This is a genomic window from Chryseobacterium luteum, assembly GCF_000737785.1.
In the GTDB taxonomy this organism is placed as follows: domain Bacteria; phylum Bacteroidota; class Bacteroidia; order Flavobacteriales; family Weeksellaceae; genus Chryseobacterium; species Chryseobacterium luteum.
This window is the reverse complement of record NZ_JPRO01000034.1, coordinates 1-20,397: the sequence shown is the minus strand read 5'-3', so window position 1 is coordinate 20,397 and position 20,397 is coordinate 1. Positions and strand designations below refer to the sequence as shown.

The window sequence follows — 20,397 nt, the reverse complement described above, 5'->3', positions numbered from 1 at the left end:
ATCTAAAATTTGAAATTATAAGTGATGTTGGGTACCCAGCGGAACAGTGAAGTCTGCATAGCCCGCGTTGTTCCCGGGTTGTTCGGATTGTCTTCAAACGTAATCGTGTAGGCATTTTCACGGCCGTAGAGATTATAAATGCCAAATGACCAGGAACCTTTGAAACGTTTGGTGGATTCCGGTTCATAGGTGGCGCTCAGATCCATCCTGTGGTAGGCAGGCATACGGTCTGCATTCCTGCTGCTGTACTGGAATATGGTCTGCCCGTTCAGCTCATACTTTGCGGTAGGGAAGGTAACGGCATTTCCTGTACTGTAAAGGAATAATCCGGATAAAGACCATTTTTTATTCAGCTCGTAAGTGGCAACGATAGAAATGTCGTGGGTTTTATCCATTCTGGCATTATACCAGTCATTATCGTTGATCCCGTTTATTTTACGTTCCGTTTTAGACAAAGTGTAGGAGATCCATCCCGTCAGTCTTCCGCTTTTCTTCTTGGCGATCAGTTCCAGTCCGTAGGCTCTTCCTTTACCGTACAGCAATTCACTTTCTACATCTGCTGCCGTATCAAACGTGATCTGGGCACCGTTTTTAAAGTCGATCTGGTTCTGCATGGATTTATAATAGATCTCCGCATTCAGTTCATAATTGTTGTTGTTGAAGTTTCTGCTGTATCCGGCACTGATCTGGTCGGCTATTTCAGGTTTTACGCTGTAGCTGCTTCCTATCCACTGGTCCGTAGGATTTCCGCTGCTGCTGTTGCTCAGAAGATGGAGGTTCTGCGTATTGCGGGAATATCCTGCCTTGATGCTGCTTACCTCATTGATACGGTAATTGGCAGTAATTCTCGGCTCCAGATTAAAATAGGTCTTCCCGAATTTTCCCTTTTCCAGAAACCTGCTGTCTGTAATCACTCCGTTGTCATACGTATTATAGGTATCACCGCCTAAAATACTGAAGGTAGAAAGCCTTAAGCCATAATTTACGGTCAGTTTATCAGTGGCTTTAAAATCATCATTGATATACACCGCATTTTCCCATGACTTTCTAGGATTTCTCGGAAAGCTGCTCACACTCGTACCGGAAGCACTGCTCGGGGTGATCGTATGGTAAATAGACTGAAGCCCGAAACGTACCGAATGCTTGTTTCCGGCAAACCACGTAAAATCCTGCTTAAGATTCCAGTCCTCGATCTGGGAATTTAACCCAAAAGTATTATTGTTGCTTTTCAGGCTGATTTTGTAATTATAATTGCTGTAAATTAATGAAGTATTGGAAAACAGCTTACTGCTGATGATGCTGTTCCAACGCAGTGTAGCGGTTGTATTTCCCCAGTCTGTGGAGAACGTATCGCCCAATCCCAGAACATCTCTTCCGAAATACCCGGACAGATAAAGGCGGTTGTTTTGATTGATCTGATAATTGGCTTTCAGATTAAGATCATAAAAGTACAGCTTACTGTCCTTATACTCATCACTTGTTTTAAGAAACAGGTCGGCATATGTTCTTCTTCCCGAAACGATAAATGAAGATTTTTCCTTCTGAATAGGGCCTTCCACACTCAGTCTGCTGCTGATCAGCCCGATGCCTCCATTCACATTGTAATCCTTGTTGTTCCCATCCTTCATCTTAACGTCCATCACAGAAGAAAGCCGTCCTCCGTACTGGGCAGGGCTGTTTCCCTTGATAATGCTGGCATCTTTCAGTGCATCACTGTTGAACGTACTGAAAAATCCCAATAGATGCGAAGCGTTATAAACAGGCGCTTCATCCAGTAAGATCAGGTTCTGGTCCGTAGCTCCGCCTCTTACACTGAATCCGCTGCTTCCTTCCCCGTTGCTCTTGATTCCCGGTAAAAGCTGTATCGTTTTCATGACATCCCTTTCCCCGAATAAAACCGGCAGCTTTTCTATATTCTTGATGCTTAAAGTTTCAGTTCCCATCTGGGCCGAGGTAAGGTTTTTATCCTTTTTGATCCCCGAAATAACGACTTCATCAATTTTTCCCACCTTTTCATCCCCTTTTTCTTCCTGATCGAGCGGCAGGTCCAGCTTTGTATTCTGCTCAACCTTTACAGGCAGCTCAAAATCACGGTAACCCGGATACGAAACGATCACTGTATAACTTCCCTCAGGAAGCGACAGTGAGTAAAAGCCATATTCATTGGCAACCACAGAGATAGACGGATCTTCGCTTACTTTTACGGTAACCCCGATCAGCAGTTCGCCATTCTTATGGTCCTTCACAGTACCGCTTACTGAGTATTTCTGCTGCGCCAGCGCCATGGAGCTGAAACAGAGTACAGCGGCGGTGACGGCAGTTTTAAAAAACAATTTTTGCATTTGAGTTTAAAATTTTAATGGAGTAAAAATCTGCCAAATAGAATATTTAAGTTGATTTAAGGAAAAAAATTAGATGAATAAAACTTTTAATGTTAGGTAAAATGGTTTGCGGTTTACTGTCAAACGTAAAAAATCAAACGATATTACTGACATTGAAAAATATATCGCATCCTGAACCGGAATATTTTATTCTTCAGTCCTTAAAAGCAGGTGTATTGAATGTTTTGAAGATAGGAGAAGGTATTTTTGAGACAGCATTGATCTCCTTCATCGTGTTTTTTCCTGTACAGTTTAATGGTCGGCATCTGGTTTCGGTTCATAGTTTTTGTATCGTTATCCTGGGAAAAGCAGAAATATCCCGCTTCCGGGAATACAAAAATAGCAAAATCCCGCTACCGGACTTATTTTATTGCATGTTATTTGAGTAATACCATGTTTTCTCTCTCGCAGATCTGGCAGATTACGCAGATTTATTTGGTAAATCTGTTTAACTTATATTTTATAGTTGGAAAATCGCAGGGGCACAAAGATTTTATCTGAGATAAAATTTCTCACTTTTTATTACAGATTTTTTGCTGAAAATCTTTGATTTTCTTGCGCCTGAAAACATCCATACAGTTTAAAAAATTTTGCGCCTTTTCGATTGTCCAACAAGAAAAATTAAACAAATTCCGTTATAAAAATCTGCATCATCTGCCCAATCAGCGGGATTTTAAAAATTTAAACCCCCTCTTCTTTTAAAATAAATTAGAATGAAGCATTTTTTTTCAAACTGTATCCGGAAATAAATAATTTTGTAAACCGATTCCAAAATATGAAACAGACCATTCCCACTTACGATTTAAACAGCATTACCCGGCATGGTATCCTGATCGAAAGAATTGAAAGCCGCACTATGAGTGCGGAAGACTATCTTTTCGATAAAGGGATTCACCGGGACAGCCATTATATTTTTGCATTTCTGGAAAGTGGAAGAGCCGGAATGATGGTTGATTTCAAGATGATAGAGATGTGTAGTACTTCCGTTTTTTTTCTGCTTCCGGGACAGGTTCACGAGGGAATTCTGGTTGAAGAGGTCACGGGATGGTTTATGGCAGTGGAGGCAGATCTGCTTTCAGACGCCGTGCGGTCGGTTTTTGAGGAATCTTTGGTTGACATACATCCGGTTTCCATTGATGAAAATTGGACTGAAAAGCTCAATGCCTGTGCCGGAATCCTTCAGATGTCCTGTACAGAAGAAATGCTGGGCAGCAAAGAGGGATTTCTTGTTGTCCGGTCATTAGTGAATGCTTTTACAGGCTTGTTTACTCTTATTTTTTTAGGCGTAAACCATACGGAAGCATCCGGTGAAAGCCGTGCCGCCCAGCTGACCAGAAAATTCAGAATCCTTGTAAGGAAAGAATTTAAAACCATGAAAAGTCCATCAGCCTATGCCGGCCTTTTGAATATTTCACCGGGTTATCTCACCGAGGTTATCCGAGAGGTAACGGGGAGATCTGCACAGTACTGGATCCACCAGCAAGTATTGATAGAAGCCAAAAGGCTCTTATCTTTCACCCAGCTTAGCGTAAAAGAAATTGCGTACGAATTGGGGTACAGCGATCATACGTACTTTTCCCGCTTATTTTCTAAGACGGAAGGCTGTCCGGCATCGCAATTCCGGGACAAAAACAGGAAGAGAGGGTAAACCGCGAATTGTCCAATTAATTCCCTGATATGGCTATCGTTCCCTATTCATTTTGCGGCTTCCTTTGCATTAAAATTTTTTATGCCAAGCTTACCAAAATGGATCAATGACACTTTAGAAAATGTCATGTCCTCAAAATTTAAAGAATGCACCGTTATTCATACAGAAAACCTTTCAACAGATCTTCGCCTTATCCGGTTTGCTTCCGACCTGGAAGATGTTCATTTCGAACCTGCGTATGCGATAGGAATAAGGGTTACCGAGAGGGATTACCGGAATTATTCACCTTTCAATTTTAATAAGCAGGCTGGGACTTTCGATGTGATATTTCATCTTCATGATACCGGTTCTGTGGGAAGCAGTTTTGCCAATAGTCTTTCAGTAGGTGACACTACAAAAATTTTACTACCAAGGGGAAAGCGTTTTTTTGAACCCAACGCAGAAATTCATTTCTCCATAGGCGATGAAACTTCCTTAGGGAGTTCCCTTTCCATCAAAGAAGCGGCCGAGGAGATCGGCGGTACATTTGTCTGTCTTCATGAACTTGAAGAGCCTGCCGCATTGAAAGAATTAGGACTGTACGGATATCATGCTCCCAAAAACGACATTCAGAGCACTATGGAAGTTTTGGAGGAGTTTTTACAAGAAGAAAAACAAGCCATTTACAACAACGAAGCGGTTTTCTATCTTACAGGAAACGGAAATACGATGTCTGTAATCCGGAAGTTTCTTAAAGCGAAGGGCGTGGATGGGAAATGTATCAGATCGCAGGCGTATTGGATAGAGGGGAAGAAGGGGTTGTAGTGGGGATATTGATTTTTATAATTAACGGAATTATAATACTTATTTGTCGCTGAAAATCTTTAACCTTATCTTTGATAACCGTAAAATAATTAACAATTATAAATACCAGACTTTTAATACATTTGAAAAGTCTAAACTTAAATAGTAGTCTATGAAACTAAAATCTGTTAAACTGCAAAACTATAGATGTTATCAGGACAATGATTTTCATTTTGGTTCTGACTGTACTATTATTATTGGTAAAAATGGTACGGGTAAGTCTTCTCTTTTAAGTGCGATTAGAAAGGGGATGACATTTATTTTCTCTAATGTAGAAGGTAATAAACTCATTAAGAATAATGGTAATAAAGTAGAAGGCTTAAATGATTGGGATACAACTTTTATAGAGAATGGAGAAGGTTTTATGTGGCCTACTAATATTAAATATGATGTTATTTTTGATAATAAGGAACTAAGCTGGAGGTTTTTTAAAGATAAATACAAAGGTAAGATTCATTCTGCGTTATATAAGAATGCTCAAAAGAAATTTGAAACCCATCATCTAAAGGCTACATCACAATTACCTTTATTAGGTTTTTATGGTGATTGCTATCCGCATAAAAAAAAGACAGGAAATGCTGTTGTAAATAGCTTCAATAGAATAATTACAAAGTCTAATGTTATTCCAAGAGATGCAGGGTATTTTCTTTGGAATAGTGATGGAAGTGTAGTGTCATCTTGGTTTCTCCGTACAAAATATATTTTAAATGAAATTTTGCAAGATACTGAGACTATATCAGATTTAATTAAAGACATCGAATCATTACAATCAAGAAGATCCAATTTTAGTACTCATGATTTTGCGACATTGGATGCACAGATTATTTCTCTACAAAATCGATTACAATTAAGTAAAGAAAGAAAAAACTCACAGACATGGAAGTTTGAAGAAGAGTTTGATTTTGTAACAGAAAGGTTAATGCTGTTTTTTTCCAGAGTTAATGAATTTGATGCTGATGATTTAATCCTTTTTGACATCAAAAAAAGAAGAACAGAGAAAGAAGAATATCTTTTCTTTAATTTTGGTAAAGAAGATTCTTTTAATGAAGGAATGTATAATGAAGAATCATTACCGATGGGTTATCAAAGGTTAATACATATTGTATATGATATTGCTTATAGATGGTATATTCTAAACGGGAAAACGGAAAATTTTGATGGTTTGGTTTTAATTGATGAATTGGAACTTCATTTACATCCGAGTTTGCAACAGACAGTTGTGGAGAGGTTTAGAAAAACTTTTCCAGGATTACAGTTTATAATAACAACTCATTCTCCAATTATATTAAGTAATTTTTTTGCAGATAAAGAAGCAACTAAAGTTATACAATTAGAAAGAGATCATGGCAAATATTCTGATGAAGTGCTTGAAAACCTATATACGATGGACTATAATTCTAATCTTTTAAATGTGATGGGAGTTGATATATCAGATAAACTTTTAGATACTTATATAAATGCGTATCAATTTTTAAAAGATGAAGATAAAAAATTAGCCAACGAATATTTCAATAAAATAAGAGATTTATTTAAAGGCGATATACCTAAATTTATTCAAAATAAATTATCATAGATTATGGAATTTATTAATAAAAAACATCAAGCTATATTTTATCCCGAATATATTAAATTTGAAACACACAAATGGAATATTTCAGCACATAATTATACGAAGTACAATTATAGTGGATTCTCAATAAATTTTAAAAATACGATTAAGGGTTTATTGATTGATGAGCAAAATAGTCTTTGTTGTTATTGTCTCAAAGAGTTAGAGAAAAACGATTCTTCAACTATTGAGCACTTATATCCAAACAATCCTCAGTCACATAATATCTTTTCTAATTATAAAGTAAAATGTACAGAAAAGATTCATTTTGATGTTATGACGAGGCATATTCCAACTTCATCTTTGGATAACCTACCTCATGACATATCTTATTATAATTTATTAGCTTGCTGTAAGCTGTGTAATAATACAAGAGATACAAAAGAAATAAGACCTTTTGTTTTTGAGGTAAATGTAAAAAAAGAATTTTCTTATAATGATAATGGTTACATTTTTTCTATAAAATATCAAGATGAAATAACTAAAATAGGGTTGGCAAATGATCAGTATGTAAATTACAGGAAATTATGGCGACATATGCGTAAAAATTATGATAACACTATATTTTTAAACAGGAATAGATTAGAAAGAGCGTTGAAAAAGGTTGCATTAGAGCTTTTTAATAAGACGGGTATTATTTTGTACGCAGAGCTTCTAAGTAATGGGCTTAAGTTGAAAGATGCAATTGCTTATAGATATTTTTACAATTAATTTTTTTTTACATAAACATTAATATTATTAGCTAAATACAAAACCATTAAACTCGATAAATTTCTTCTGAAAATTATACCATTATTTTAAAGAGGTTTGACACTAATATAAGCTCAACTTGATAGTGAGTTTTATATTCAGACTTTAGTAAAACCAAAACCAATTTTTCTCTATATTTGTAAAAACACACGCCCATGACTATGGAAAAGCTAAGAAATCTAAGAAAGCAAAAAGGCTTCACACAGGAATATATGTCTAACATCATTGCAACAGACGTTTCCAACTATTCCCGAAAGGAGAGTGGTGGAGTAAGGATCTTTGACGATGAGTGGGAAAAGCTGGCTAGAGCATTAGAGGTCCCGGTAGAAGACATTAGAGAAGATAAAAATTTAAGTGGAGTAAATAATGAGAACTTTACCCTTAATGATAATGCTAATGCAGGAAACTATTACGAGCAGTATTATAATATTCCAAATGCTATCATGGACAACTTACAAGATTACATTAAAATTCTGAAAGAACAAGTTGAGTCACTTAAACAGGAAGTAAAAACCCTTAAATCCAAAAGATAATCCTCTTTCTTCGGAAATACAGATCATATCATAAAAAAACAGCTTCAATGGAGCTGTTTTTTTATGATCGCTAAGGGCCTGTTTAAATTGTATTCAATACAATTATGATGCAGAAATAATGACTAAAGAAACCTGTTCCTCCCGCACATAGGAGATTTATTTCGTTATAAAAATCTGCGTAATCTGCCCAATCAACGGGATTTATAAATTTAAACAGCCACTAAGATTCTGTTCAGCTACGGAAATCCGCAGGGTATCAGAATATGGTTTTTCTGAGTTTTTGATTTTCCTCTTTAATTCCTAATTTTTTTCATTAAAAAACCGCAAAAATAAAAACCCATTATTTGTTTTTTATTATTTGATTAATGAGCCTCTTAAAATTGATAACTGCTTATTTTTAAATGGTTTATACTCCCTATATTTGAATGTATTAACAACCAAAAACACACAATCATGGCATTAGACAATTTAATCAGTTTAAACTTTTCCAGTGAAGAGCTGTCAAACCTGGATACCGCATTGCAGACTATTGAAGCAGTTTTTTCAGGAAAAACAATCAACCTTATCCCCGAAGAAAGACAGCAGTACGGAAGCATTGCAGAGCAGAATAAGCTTTTTGTAAACAAAGCGAAAAGCTATATGGAGCAGTACCCCCAGTTTGTCCCCAACTTTCTGGATAAAACAGAGTTCGATAAAGATTTTGCAGCAAGAGAACAGATAGAGAACCGGCTGCAGCGCATCAGCTCCTTAACCGAGCAGCTGTCCGATACCAAAGTGCTGCTGGATCACGATAACTATCACAACGCTATTACATTTTACAGGAATATAAAATTTCTTTCAGGGGAAAATGTTCCCGGAACCAATGTAATTTATGAAGATATGAGGCAGTTCTTTGTCACATCAGCCACTGCAGCCACTTCTACACCGCCTCCGGCAGGTCCTGATAAGGCTTAAGCCGGTTACAGAAGTGCCGGAGGCCGGTCACTAACTTTCCGGACCCATTTATACAAGTACCTGGACCCCCTTACCCAAGGGGGTCCAGGCATTTCAAAACACCCTGAAACCATTTAGTGAAGTGTCTCCCGGTACTTCCTAAACCGCCCTCAGATACTTATATAAGCGATTCCGGGCATTTCCGGACCGGGTGAAGGCACTTAAACAGCAGCAATGGCAGCTATATAAACCCACTGTAGCTGGTTAGCATAATACTGATAAGCAGTTACGGAATTATGCTGAGCTAATTTTTTTATAAACTAGTGGTTTCCCGTAATGAGGAATTAATTTTTTTTGGTATACTTGTGGGCAATAAATATTAACCATGATTATATTACTCACACCGGATATTCCTTCGGCCTACCTTTCATCATCGAAACATGATAACGCTGCTTTTCGCCACAAAAAGCAACTAATACCAGCATTGAAATGACATATTGGAAATTAGGATGCAGATGGGGCAAAAAAAATCAGGGTCTTCCTCTCTTTTATGATGTACTGCTTAAGCATAATATTGTGATAAGCTGGATTAATAAAGACTTTGGCAATGGAAATCTTGTACTTCTTACCGATGGTTTTACTCCCCTGGCTATCGCTAAAACAAAATCATTCCGCAAATCAATATATGAACTGCCGCATGTTGAAAATGAATTTGCTGAAAAAGATGTGCCTTACGAAGACAATCTTTTCTACTATGATGCTGAAATTATTCCCATAGATAGTGATTTTACATTTGACTATATAAAGGGTATTGCTCAAATTCACAATGAAAAAATAATTCAGAATATTAATCTTTACTATAACAATTCTTTAAAACATAAAAAGATGGATGAAATAAAAAAACTGCTTCAATATAAAAAACAAATTATCCTGCAAGGTCCTCCTGGAACAGGAAAAACGAAATTGGCCAAAGAAATAGCAGAACTAATAACAGGTTCCAACAAAAGTGAACTGACGGAAGAAGATATCAGAAACCTGCTGATTGAAGGTGAAAAGTTTCCAAATGCAAGCGGCAGGGAAGATTATTATACAGTTGCCCGTACAGATGATACCAAAGTGCATTTAAGCTCTTCAGGAGCAAAAGATACTAATCATGCCACTTTCTCGAAAATTTTGGGACGTATTAAAGAGATTAAGAACAATATTCAACCTCAGAATAAAAATAGTCAGGATCCTTATGAAATAGCTTCTGCAAAATTTATATTAAAAAAACTGCATAAAAACGCCAACGAGATTAAGCTGATTCAATTTCATCCTTCCTATACCTACGAAGACTTTGTAAGAGGCATTGTATCCAAACCCAATGACGAAGGAGATGGCATATTATATAAAGCTGAAAATAAGATTTTAGGAAAATTTGCTGCCCGTGCTCTTCACAATTATGAAGCATCACAGAACAGCAAATATGAGGTTACTGATGATGAGGATGATATATTCGATGCTTTTATTGAGGCCGTAAAAGATGAAATGGCTCAGAATGAAGAGCATAAATATATAATTACTGATGCTGTATATCTGTTTTCAGCTGATGAAACCCGTTTTAAATATAGAGGAGACAATTGGGTTGCGCATCAAAAAGGCCTGAATATGAAGTATACCGAACTCAGAAAAATTATAGAAAATGGTGCGGAGACCAGGCAGGATATTAAAAGGATGTCTGATGTAGAAGAATTAACAAGACAGCACTCTACCTATTTTATAAAAGTAGTTGAGAAATACAGGGCTTTTAAGAAAATTTATCAGCCTCAGGTATCTCGGGTTGAAAAAACGCTTTTGAAAAACTATGTGCTTATTATAGACGAGATTAACCGGGCCAATCTTTCCTCTGTACTGGGTGAATTGATCTATGCCTTGGAATACCGGGGAAAAGAAGCGGAAAGCATGTATAGAATAGAAGATGAAGATAACAGGCTGATCCTGCCTCCTAACTTGTATATCATTGGAACTATGAACACTGCAGACAGGAGCGTGGGACACATAGATTATGCCATCCGGAGAAGATTTGCATTTGCAGATGTACTTCCAAAAGATTTGAGTCCTGAACTGCAGGATAGATTTGATGTCGGATTATTTACAGAAGTATCCCAATTATTTGTGAAAGATTATAATCCTGAAGAAGATTATTCAGGGATAGAAATTTTACGATCAGAATATCTTTCCTCTGACTTCGAACCTAAAGATGTTTGGTTGGGCCATTCATATTTTATAAAACCGGAAGAACCGGAAGCAAATATGGAGATGCGTCTGATATATGAAATTAAGCCCATCCTTTTAGAATATGTAAGAGATGGCATATTAAAAGAATCTGCAATAGAAAAAATTAACAACCTGACGGGAAGTCTTTAAATTATGCTTCATATTTCAGAACATTTTGAATATTATAATCGGGATCATTTAGAAGTTTTCCGGAGACTTAAAGACTGGAAAGGGTATTATGATCTGGACGTTCCTCAGGATACAATCTATTTTGACAGTCATCAGAAAAGACAGTGTGTTGAGGTGTCGCTGAATAAAGAAAATGAAAATCCTCAATATCTTTGCAGTATTTCATCTTCATATTTTATAGGTCTGGACCGTTTGCCTAAGCTTGGATTTCCTGTTTATATAGAGCCTAAGCTCAATAACGTGAAACAGCAAATAAACTATATTGAAATGTTGCTTGAGGCGCTGAAAGAACCTGAAAACTTTGAACATCTTGAGAATCTTGTCACTACAAAATTTGATGATGAATGGATTGAAATAGAAAACCATTTGCAGCCGGTCTTAACCCCATTTTTAATTGCTCAGTTTCTTTCCGTTACCAAAGATATTGTGAAAAAAGGTCTTAAGAAGTCTTACTATGACGTTGAAGAAAACCTAAACAATAAAGTAAAAGGAAAAGTTTTAGTAGGACAGCAGATCAGGCAGAACATACTGAAAAACAGATTTACAAAAACGGTGTGTAAATTTCAGAATTTCGGAAATGATATAGAAATAAATCAGTTTTTGAAATTTGTAATGACCCGTATAGCTTCCTGTTTAGATGATTTTCTACCCCATCAGCCTATTCAAGACAGCTTGTCTCAGATAATGAGATATTGTATGGGAGGATTTCAGCAGGTTAGCCAAAGATCTTTTACCAGTCTTAAATATAAAGAGAAAAATCCATTTTATAAAAATTATAACCTAGCCATTCAGCTGGGTAACCAGATACTTGCGCTTCAGGACTATAATATATCCCGAAACTCAAAGAGAGAAAAATGTATGCATCCGCCTTTTTGGATAGATATGAGTAAGCTGTTTGAATTATATGTTTTCAAGGAATTGCGGAAAAAATTCCCCGGAAAAGATGAAGTTAAATATCATAATAAATTCAATAAACAGGAATTGGATTTTATCATCAATAGCCCTACCATAAAAGCGGTAGTTGATGCAAAATACAAACCCAGATATAAGCACGGCAATCCTTCTATGGATGATGCAAGGCAGTTAGCAGGATATACGAGATTACGTAAAGTGTATGATGAACTCGGTATTGATGATGATCGGTTGATTCCTGCTTATTTTATTTATCCCGAAAACCTGCCGGAACTTATTCAATATGAGGATCCCGATACTACTATTGAGGATCCGTTTGAAGACTGTACTGTGAATTTAGCTTTAATTGATAAAAAAACAGTAAGATCATCAACAACATATAGACAAATGTATATGCAGGGAATTGATTTACCCTTTACGAGGACCCAGGATATATAAATATTGATAAATTAACCTGAGTTCGGGTTAAGAAAATTAATATGATAAGACTAATAACTGGAAGAGTAAGGGCTGAAGCACTGTTGGTATCCTTTTCAAGGTTTTAAACCTTGAAAAGGATACTCCTCATAAAACTGTCATGCAATTATGCTTTCGCCCTTAGTAATTTCATTTTTCCAGCTTCCAATTTCCTTGATAACATTAAAAAAATGCCTTATCCTGAACTCAGGTTAAAATTAAGATTTAAATGACACAAAAACAGCTGAAGAATCCTCTTCAGCCGTTTTTTGAAAAAAATATATCAAGAATCTAATCCTGGATAAGCATTTTTTTAGAATCTGTCACTTTTCCGTCTGTTGTCATTTTATAGACATACGTACCGGATTGCAGTTCTGAACCTGAAAGAGTGATCGTGCCGCTTCCTCTCTCACGTAAAGGGAGGGATTTTACCAGCTGGCCGGAGATATTGTAAATTTCTATTGATGCTGTTTGGGCATTTTTTGGAAGGTAATAGCTGATGCTCGTTCCGTTTTTGGTGGGGTTGGGAACGTTTTGGGATAGTCTGGCTCCGTCTGAAGACGAAGTAACAGATGAGGTTCCTTTATTCAGTAGCATTTGCTTAAGCTCTTCTACCGTGTTTTCAAGATTTTTGATACGCTCTTCCATCTGCTGGATTTTTTCTTCTGAAGCCGCACCCATTTTATTCAGTGCCGTGTTGGAGACCATTACATTTCCACTGGCATCTACCACCAATGCTAGTCCGCTTCCTGTAGGCAGATTTTCATGCCTTACCGTTCCTACTGTATGGAAATTGGCAGTGGGAGAGAGTGTAAGAATCCCTACACTTTTATCCTTGATCAGCATGGTTGATGTAGGCGACAAACCGAACATGATGGATGAAGGGATATTATTCGTAAGTTTTGTCCCTCCGGTTCCCGAACCTATCACAAAAGAACGGTTTCCGGTAGCCGCCAGATCTATTCCGAATCCCCCGGAATACACATCCTTAAGATCAATGCCTACCCCTAATGCAAACTGGTTTTGGTTTCTGATGATGTTTTTCCAGCCCAGTGCTACCGATTTTCCGGCATTATTCAGGACAACGTTATCCTGTCCGCTCACGAGATTGGCACCTCCGCCATTACTGAGGTCATTTCCCCAGCCGCTCACCAGGGAACTGCTGGCCTGCGAGCCCAGAATATTAGAAATACCGATTACGATACTTCCTTTTACTTTCGCTACATTGGAGTTGTTTGTCGCATCAACGATGAACGAGCCTGCTTCATTCAGGATGGCTTGTCCCGGGTTGGAAGTCGCTCCGTTGGTTCTCAGATAAAAGGGCCTTGAATCTACAGTACCTGCATAATTGGCCGGGGTAATTCCCGAGTTTCCGGTAACTTGCCATTGCTGTGCATTAGCGATTCCTGTTAACAGCATCATAGCTGCAGCCAAGCCATTTTTCATGGATAATAATGATGTTTTCATAAATTTTGAATTTTGATGGTTTTTAGTTATCACTAATTTATGAAATATTATGATCCGAAATATTTTTTTATCACCTTTAAGTGATTTTAAATATTAATTAATTCATTTAAAATCAATGATAAAGGATGATTGCTGTATTATATTAAATATCTATGGACTTTATTTGTAATATCTAATTACTTCGTAAATCCCTGTTAATAGGGAATTCTGTCCATTATCTATCTATCTATCTATCTATCTATCTATCTATCTATAAAATTTTTTTTCCTGCTGCTAAGAGACAGCTATTATTTTTTCCGTCCATACATCAGAATTCTTTTAAAAGCATACATAGCAGGAAGATTCGAAAAATTTGCTGCAATACGCTGTTTAAATTCGGTTGTGAGGGTTTTCTGCTGGGTTTCATTAAGCCTTTCCAGGTAAGGAATCAAAGCAGATCCGGAGATAAAATTGAACAAAGTTTCGTGGTCCTCCGCAATAATAGGGTATACCTTCTGTGATAAATCCAGATCCTCAAGCCCGCTGTCAAACAAAATCTGTGCATATTCGTCGACTGTAAGTACGGCAGAAGGGCGGTTCCATCCATTAAGCTGAATATGGAAAGGCTCTTCACCTGCCAGCTCAAAAAGAATCTTATTCAGTATATTTCCCGGTTGGTAGGGCATCTGTATGGCTAGCTGCCCGCCGGATTTAAGCTTAGAGATCAGCTTTGGAAACAGTTTCGGGTGATCATCAGACCATTGCAGGGCTGCATTACTGAAAATAAGATCCCAGCTTTCGTCAGCTTCCAGCACTTCCTCTGTTGTGGCCATTCTGAAATGAAGCCGCTCATTTTCCAGGGCTTTGGATTTTTCAAGCATTTCGGGGGAAGAATCAATTCCCGTAAAGACAGCATCCGGAAATTTTTCGGTAAGGATGGCTGTTTGTTCACCTGTTCCGCAGCCGAGATCTACAGCTTTCATCTCTTTTTCGTCGGTGATAAGCGCTGCAAGATCATAAAACGGTTTGAAACGGATATTCTTAAACTGATTGTAAACGTCAGGATTCCAGGGCATATTCTGTAATTTTAAATGTCAATACAATATACTCAATCTGTAGCAGAAGGAAAATATTTAAATATTAAATCTGTTTAAACTTATATTTTATATAGCTGGCCAATCGCAAAGGCGCAAATGATATTATAAAAGACGTTTTAAGGCGCAAAGATTTTATCTGCGATAAAATTTCTAACATTTTATTATAGAGTTTTTGCTGAAAATCTTTGATTTTCTTGCGCCTGAAAACATCCATACAGATTAAAACTTTGCGCCTTTGCGATTTTCCAACAAAAATGTTTAAACAAATTTATTAAAAGAATCTTAATTGTTTCTGATAGATGCTGAATGATTATCCCGCAGATTTAACGGATTATGCAGATCTTTTTAATGTGTAGTGCTATGCAAAGTTCCAAAATAAATATGCAAAAAAAATTAAACACAAACACAGACATAAACATCTTATCAATATTCACAATCATCTCCGTAATCCGCTAAATCTGCGAGAGATAAAAAACTCAGACAACCTATAAAATCTGCCCGCTTTCCTTAATACTGTTCATCACAAAAATACTTTTCGTCTGCCCGATCCCTTCAATTTCAGACAGTTTATTGACAAAAAAATCATGGAAATCATCCATATTCGGGGCCAGGATTTTGAGCATAAAATCGAAATCACCACTGATGTTATAAAACTCTACCACCTCTTTCAGCTTCCCCACCTCTTCAATGAATTTTCCGGCCGTTTTCTTATTGTGGACATTCAGGGCGATCATGCAGATCACCATCATCCCTTTGTTTACCTTTTTACGGTCAACAACAGCTGTGTATTCTTTGATAATTCCCAGCTTTTCCATTCGTTTGATACGCTCATGGGTAGGAGTGGGGCTTAGATTGATCCTGGCGGAAATATCACGCACGCTCATTTTGGCATCCTTCTGAAGTATACGGAGGATAGAAAGGTCTTTTTCGTCGGGAGTATAATGTTCTGCAGTCATTTGTTCTTTTTTTAAGCCTGTTATTGATTGGTATAGGCATTTTGTTCTTTTAAAATTACTTTAAAAGTAAATTTGTTCCAAATTTAAGGTATAATTTTTACATATGTTCTTTAAAAATTAATTTTGCAGGAAATTTGAATACATGAGTACAAGGAAAAATCTAATATTGATATTAGCCTCGGTAGGGACTTTCGTAGAGGCTTTGGATATTGCCATTATTAATTTAACGATTCCTTCTATTCAGGAGCAGTTCCATATTGGGGCAGCAACTGTACAGTGGCTTCAGACTCTGTATGTGCTGTTTTTCGGAGGATTTCTGATCATAGGCGGCAAACTGTCCGATCAGATCGGGCGCAGGAAAATATTCCTTACCGGAGCCCTTATTTTTATGCTCACCTCATTAGGTGCAGGACTTTCCCAAAGCTTCGAGGTTTTGGCCGTATTCCGGGCACTTCAGGGGTTGGGAGCGGCTTTGGTTATGCCTTCCGCCCTGTCTATTGTAACCAATACCTTCAGAGGGGAGCAGGAGCGTAACAGGGCTATCGGGATTTTCAGCTCGTTTGCGGCAATTGGCTCCGGAAGCGGTTTGTCAGTGGGTGGCATTATCAGTACTTACTTTAGCTGGCACTGGGTTTTCCTGATCAATGTTCCTGTTCTCCTGCTTACTTTGATTTTTGCGTATCAGTATCTGCCGGCAGATGAAAAAAGTGAGGCTGGCCAAAAAACGGATCTCATATCAGGGATGCTGCTGGTCTTAGGATTGCTAAGCCTTACATACGGAACACACGAATTGGTTCATATCAAAGAAAATCCTCTGCTGATCATCGGTTCTCTGGTACTTGCTGTTCTGCTTCTTGCAGCTGTATTGATCAGATTGAAATCGGTGTCACAACCCCTGATTGATTTACAGTTGTTTAAGCACCGCTCATTAATGGTTTCCAATGCTGTTTTCTTCACTTTGGGTGCATTTTTCATAGGGTTTTTATTTCTTATTTCGTTAATGCTTCAGAAGGATATGGGACACGGTGCGGCTTCTGCCGGGCTTCTGCTTGTACCGTTCAGTATCATGTCTGCGTTGGCAGCTAAATTTGTACTGCCTCATGTTTCCGGGAGGTTGAGTTCTTCCCAAATGGGTGTTTTTGGCTGGAGTTTCATGCTGGCCGGAGCTTTATGCCTGCTGATTGCCGTGTATGCCGGACATCCGCTGACTGTTGTATTGCTGGGAGCTGCATGTATTTCAGGAATAGGAATGACATTCTGCTTTACCGCGCTTTCGGTGATGGGAATCCAGGACGTGGAACCTTCCCATTACGGAGTAGCATCAAGCCTTAGTTCTACCAGTTATTTCCTGGGAGCCGGGATCGGTCTTTCTTTCATGACTTTGATGAGCCAGGTCTTTCCTTCTCAGCATGCAGTTGGAGATTTAAGCCTGATGATCCTGGTGGGATATGCTTTATTGGCTCTTGGAATGCTGCTGTATTTCATCGTTAAAGGCTTAAAAATCAGGCAGGCGGAAATAGCCGTTTCATGAAATACGTTAAAATATATAATCTCTATGAAATAGAACCGTTATTATTATGTCGGTTCTTTTTATTTTAGCGGTATGAAAATACAGATCATCAGCGACCTTCACCAGGAATTCGGATCAACTGATTTATCTTTTGACCGTGCAGATCTTGTCATACTGGCCGGAGATGTGCAGCCGGGTACAAAAGGAGTGGAATGGATCAGGTCAAAAATAATAAACAAGCCCGTTGTGTATGTTCTGGGAAATCATGAATATTATAAAGGTTCCTATCCGAAAACTTTAAACAAGATAAAACAGGCTGCTGAAGGCTCAAATATTTTTGTTCTTGAAAATGAAGCTTTAGATATAGACGGTATACGTTTTCATGGGACAACGCTCTGGACAGACTTTTCTATTTTTGGAAACCCGTTATACTACGGAATGATCTGCCAGCCTAAAATGAATGATTACAAAATGATCCGGCGCGATCCTTCCTATTCAAAGATGCGGACCATTGATACTTTTAAGATCCATCAGTTCTCGAAGCTGTGGTTAAAAGGAAGTCTGGAAAATTCTTCAGGCTTAAAAAACATTGTAGTTACGCATCACGCTCCAAGCATACAATCTGTTCCCCAACTGTATAAGGAAGACCCTCTTACAGCAGCCTATGCTTCTGATCTGGAAGATTTCATTACAGAACACCAGCCTTTATACTGGATTCACGGGCACATCCACACGCCGTGCAGATACCCTATCGGGAAAACTGAAATTATTTGTAATCCGCATGGCTATATTGATGAAAAATATAATGGCTATGAAAAAGAGCTGATTATTGAAGTATAAAGAACGTAGTTTCTCTTCATTCTTCTGTCTTTTAGCCTATCTGCGTTTTGTCTCATTCATACAAATAGCCTAATTTCGTACTCTAATTCATCCTTAATGGCTAAAAAGTCCACCACAGACCCAGTAGAATTTGTATCCTTATTTACTTTTGAAGAACTTCTTAATGAAGTAGAGTTTGATCTCAGGATAAAGGAATTTGTGGTGATTGAAATCGATAAGGCTAATTATGCCATAAAGCTCAATACGCCTTACCGTTCAGATTATTTCTGCATTTTTATGGTACAGCAGGGAGGAATCTGTTTCAGATTTGATGACAAGAGCTATGGTGTGTCTGAAGGTGATATCATTTTCTGTCCTTTTTCAGAAATATTCTGGGTGGATATGATTTCAGAAGATTACAGGGCTAAATATATTTTCTTTTCCCTGGATTTTATTTCTGATGCGGGATTTAACTATAAGTCGAATAATGTACTGAAAAGCCTTTCAGCAGATCCTACACAAATCATCAGGAATGAACCTGATCTCTACAGAAGGCTGAATTTCCACGCTGATGAACTGAAAGTACTGAACAATACGGAAAAAGAAGACTATTACTTCAATGAAATGATCTGGCATCACTTTTCTCTGGTGATCTATGAAATCGACAATTATTTTAAGAAAATTGAAAAACCGCATCAGGTAACCCATCGTGAGGATGAACTGACGACCAGCTTTTTTACCCTGGTCCGGGAACATTTTAAAGATGAGCATAATGTACAGTTTTATGCAGACAAACTATGCATCAGCCGTAAATATCTGACCAAAGTAATCAATAAAACGATGTTCAAATCACCACGTGATATAATTCATCAGGTATTGGCTGTAGAAGCCAGACTTCTTCTCAAAAATCCGAACCTCAATGTCGGTCATGTTGCTGTGGAGCTGAAGTTTTCTGATCAGGCATCTTTCAGTAAATTCTTTAAAAAGCATACAGGACGGTCGCCATTAGAATATAAAAAAGATGATTTGTATTGATAATCAGCATCTTAAATGATGTTAATATTTGGCTTTGATGTCTTTTTGCTAAATTATTAATATTTTTTGATATAAAAAGTAGAATTATATTCTTTGTATATTTTATTAAAAGCTATTAAATGATATTTCTCATGTTTTAAAGAATTAGGAGTCTTTTTGACAAAATAAGGAGTTTTTTGAATATTTCGGTTGAATTTTTTTAGAGCGAATTTTGCATGGTAAATTTAAAGGAATATTCTTATGCAGAGATTTTTTATTCAAAAATCAACTATACTTTTCCTCTCGCTGATCGTCTTGGCAGGATGCAGGAAAAACAATCAAAATCAGTCTTATCAACAGCAGGCCCCCGAACTTCCGGTAGATAAAGTGAAGCAGGGAGACGCTTCTGTTTCCAGGGAATATGCGGCATCAGTGGAAGGGATCTCCAATGTAGAAATCAGACCGCAGGTTACGGGATATTTAAGTAAGATTTTCGTAGATGAAGGAGATTATGTAAGAGCAGGTCAATCACTTTTCAAAATAGAAGACCAGATCTTCCGTGAGCAGATGAAAAGTGCTCAGGCAGCACTGATCACAGCGCAGGCCAATCTTTCCACTTCGAAAATTGATCTTGACAGGAAAAAGGAATTACTAAGAAATAAAATGGTTTCTGATATCCAGGTAAAAGAAGCGGAAGCAGCTTACAATGCAGCCAGAGGAGCCGTAAGTCAGTCGGTATCTGCCATTGAATCAGCAAAGATCAATCTTAATTTTTCTACCATTAAAGCTCCGGTAAGCGGATTTATCGGGAGATTCAATTACCGTCTGGGAAGTTTGATGACGCCTTCCAATCAGGAACCGATTACACTTTTATCCGATATTCATGAGGTTTACACCTATTTCAGCATGAGTGAAAATGATTTTAACAGCTTCCAGAAACAGCAGGCAGGAAGTAATATCAACGAAATCATCAGAAATACGCCGGCTGTTTCCTTATTGCTTTCCGGAGGCGAGAAATATGCACAGACCGGAAAAATAGATGCTG

The 20,397-nt window shown here is 37.6% G+C and carries 16 protein-coding genes; 12 read left to right on the top strand and 4 right to left on the bottom strand.

What is annotated here, in order from left to right; all coding sequences use genetic code 11:
* Nucleotides 1–2: 2 nt before the first annotated feature.
* Nucleotides 3–2,342, bottom strand: a complete 2,340-nt coding sequence (locus IX38_RS21010; protein ID WP_034707966.1) for a TonB-dependent receptor — start codon at nucleotides 2,340–2,342, stop codon at nucleotides 3–5.
* A gap of 814 nt (nucleotides 2,343–3,156) precedes the next feature.
* Between IX38_RS21010 and IX38_RS21000 the strand changes: the two genes are divergently transcribed.
* The 8 genes from IX38_RS21000 to IX38_RS20965 all read left to right on the top strand — a co-directional run bounded on the left by IX38_RS21000 (nucleotide 3,157) and on the right by IX38_RS20965 (nucleotide 12,492).
* Nucleotides 3,157–4,029, top strand: a complete 873-nt coding sequence (locus tag IX38_RS21000; protein WP_034707963.1) for a helix-turn-helix domain-containing protein — start codon at nucleotides 3,157–3,159, stop codon at nucleotides 4,027–4,029.
* Between the two features lie 81 nt (nucleotides 4,030–4,110).
* Nucleotides 4,111–4,833, top strand: coding sequence for a siderophore-interacting protein (locus IX38_RS20995; protein ID WP_034707962.1), 723 nt, complete (start codon nucleotides 4,111–4,113; stop codon nucleotides 4,831–4,833).
* A 151-nt stretch (nucleotides 4,834–4,984) separates the two neighbouring features.
* Complete coding sequence (locus tag IX38_RS20990) at nucleotides 4,985–6,445, top strand: AAA family ATPase (RefSeq protein WP_034707961.1); 1,461 nt, start codon at nucleotides 4,985–4,987, stop codon at nucleotides 6,443–6,445.
* A 3-nt stretch (nucleotides 6,446–6,448) separates the two neighbouring features.
* Nucleotides 6,449–7,192, top strand: a complete 744-nt coding sequence (locus tag IX38_RS20985; RefSeq protein WP_034707960.1) for an HNH endonuclease family protein — start codon at nucleotides 6,449–6,451, stop codon at nucleotides 7,190–7,192.
* Between the two features lie 200 nt (nucleotides 7,193–7,392).
* Nucleotides 7,393–7,764 carry a helix-turn-helix domain-containing protein gene (locus IX38_RS20980; RefSeq protein WP_228378016.1) on the top strand — a complete coding sequence of 124 codons (372 nt, stop codon included), beginning with the start codon at nucleotides 7,393–7,395 and terminating at the stop codon, nucleotides 7,762–7,764.
* A 453-nt stretch (nucleotides 7,765–8,217) separates the two neighbouring features.
* Nucleotides 8,218–8,718, top strand: a complete 501-nt coding sequence (locus IX38_RS20975; protein WP_034707958.1) for a hypothetical protein — start codon at nucleotides 8,218–8,220, stop codon at nucleotides 8,716–8,718.
* A gap of 468 nt (nucleotides 8,719–9,186) precedes the next feature.
* Nucleotides 9,187–11,103 (top strand): AAA family ATPase, encoded by a 1,917-nt coding sequence (locus IX38_RS23100; protein WP_034707957.1) that lies wholly within the window; start codon nucleotides 9,187–9,189, stop codon nucleotides 11,101–11,103.
* A 3-nt stretch (nucleotides 11,104–11,106) separates the two neighbouring features.
* The gene (locus IX38_RS20965) at nucleotides 11,107–12,492 is read left to right on the top strand and encodes a 5-methylcytosine restriction system specificity protein McrC (protein ID WP_051884977.1); all 1,386 of its coding nucleotides are present in this window, start codon (nucleotides 11,107–11,109) and stop codon (nucleotides 12,490–12,492) included.
* A 309-nt stretch (nucleotides 12,493–12,801) separates the two neighbouring features.
* Here IX38_RS20965 and IX38_RS20960 read toward each other — a convergent pair whose 3' ends face one another.
* The 3 genes from IX38_RS20960 to IX38_RS20950 all read right to left on the bottom strand — a co-directional run bounded on the left by IX38_RS20960 (nucleotide 12,802) and on the right by IX38_RS20950 (nucleotide 16,009).
* The gene (locus tag IX38_RS20960; RefSeq protein WP_084680375.1) at nucleotides 12,802–13,977 is read right to left on the bottom strand and encodes a T9SS type A sorting domain-containing protein; all 1,176 of its coding nucleotides are present in this window, start codon (nucleotides 13,975–13,977) and stop codon (nucleotides 12,802–12,804) included.
* 287 nt (nucleotides 13,978–14,264) lie between these two features.
* Nucleotides 14,265–15,032 carry a methyltransferase domain-containing protein gene (locus tag IX38_RS20955; RefSeq protein ID WP_034707955.1) on the bottom strand — a complete coding sequence of 256 codons (768 nt, stop codon included), beginning with the start codon at nucleotides 15,030–15,032 and terminating at the stop codon, nucleotides 14,265–14,267.
* Between the two features lie 506 nt (nucleotides 15,033–15,538).
* Nucleotides 15,539–16,009, bottom strand: coding sequence for an Lrp/AsnC family transcriptional regulator (locus IX38_RS20950; RefSeq protein ID WP_034707954.1), 471 nt, complete (start codon nucleotides 16,007–16,009; stop codon nucleotides 15,539–15,541).
* Between the two features lie 142 nt (nucleotides 16,010–16,151).
* On the opposite strand from IX38_RS20950, the gene IX38_RS20945 reads away from it, so the two are divergent.
* The 4 genes from IX38_RS20945 to IX38_RS20930 all read left to right on the top strand — a co-directional run.
* Entirely contained in the window at nucleotides 16,152–17,540 is a 1,389-nt protein-coding gene (locus IX38_RS20945) for an MFS transporter (RefSeq protein WP_034707953.1), read from the top strand.
* A 72-nt stretch (nucleotides 17,541–17,612) separates the two neighbouring features.
* Nucleotides 17,613–18,359 (top strand): metallophosphoesterase, encoded by a 747-nt coding sequence (locus IX38_RS20940; protein WP_034707950.1) that lies wholly within the window; start codon nucleotides 17,613–17,615, stop codon nucleotides 18,357–18,359.
* A 96-nt stretch (nucleotides 18,360–18,455) separates the two neighbouring features.
* On the top strand, nucleotides 18,456–19,373 hold the full coding sequence (locus IX38_RS20935; RefSeq protein WP_034707948.1) for a helix-turn-helix domain-containing protein: 918 nt from the start codon (nucleotides 18,456–18,458) through the stop codon (nucleotides 19,371–19,373).
* A 240-nt stretch (nucleotides 19,374–19,613) separates the two neighbouring features.
* Nucleotides 19,614–20,397 (top strand): efflux RND transporter periplasmic adaptor subunit (locus IX38_RS20930; RefSeq protein ID WP_034707947.1); only part of this gene is annotated, 784 nt, incomplete at its 3' end.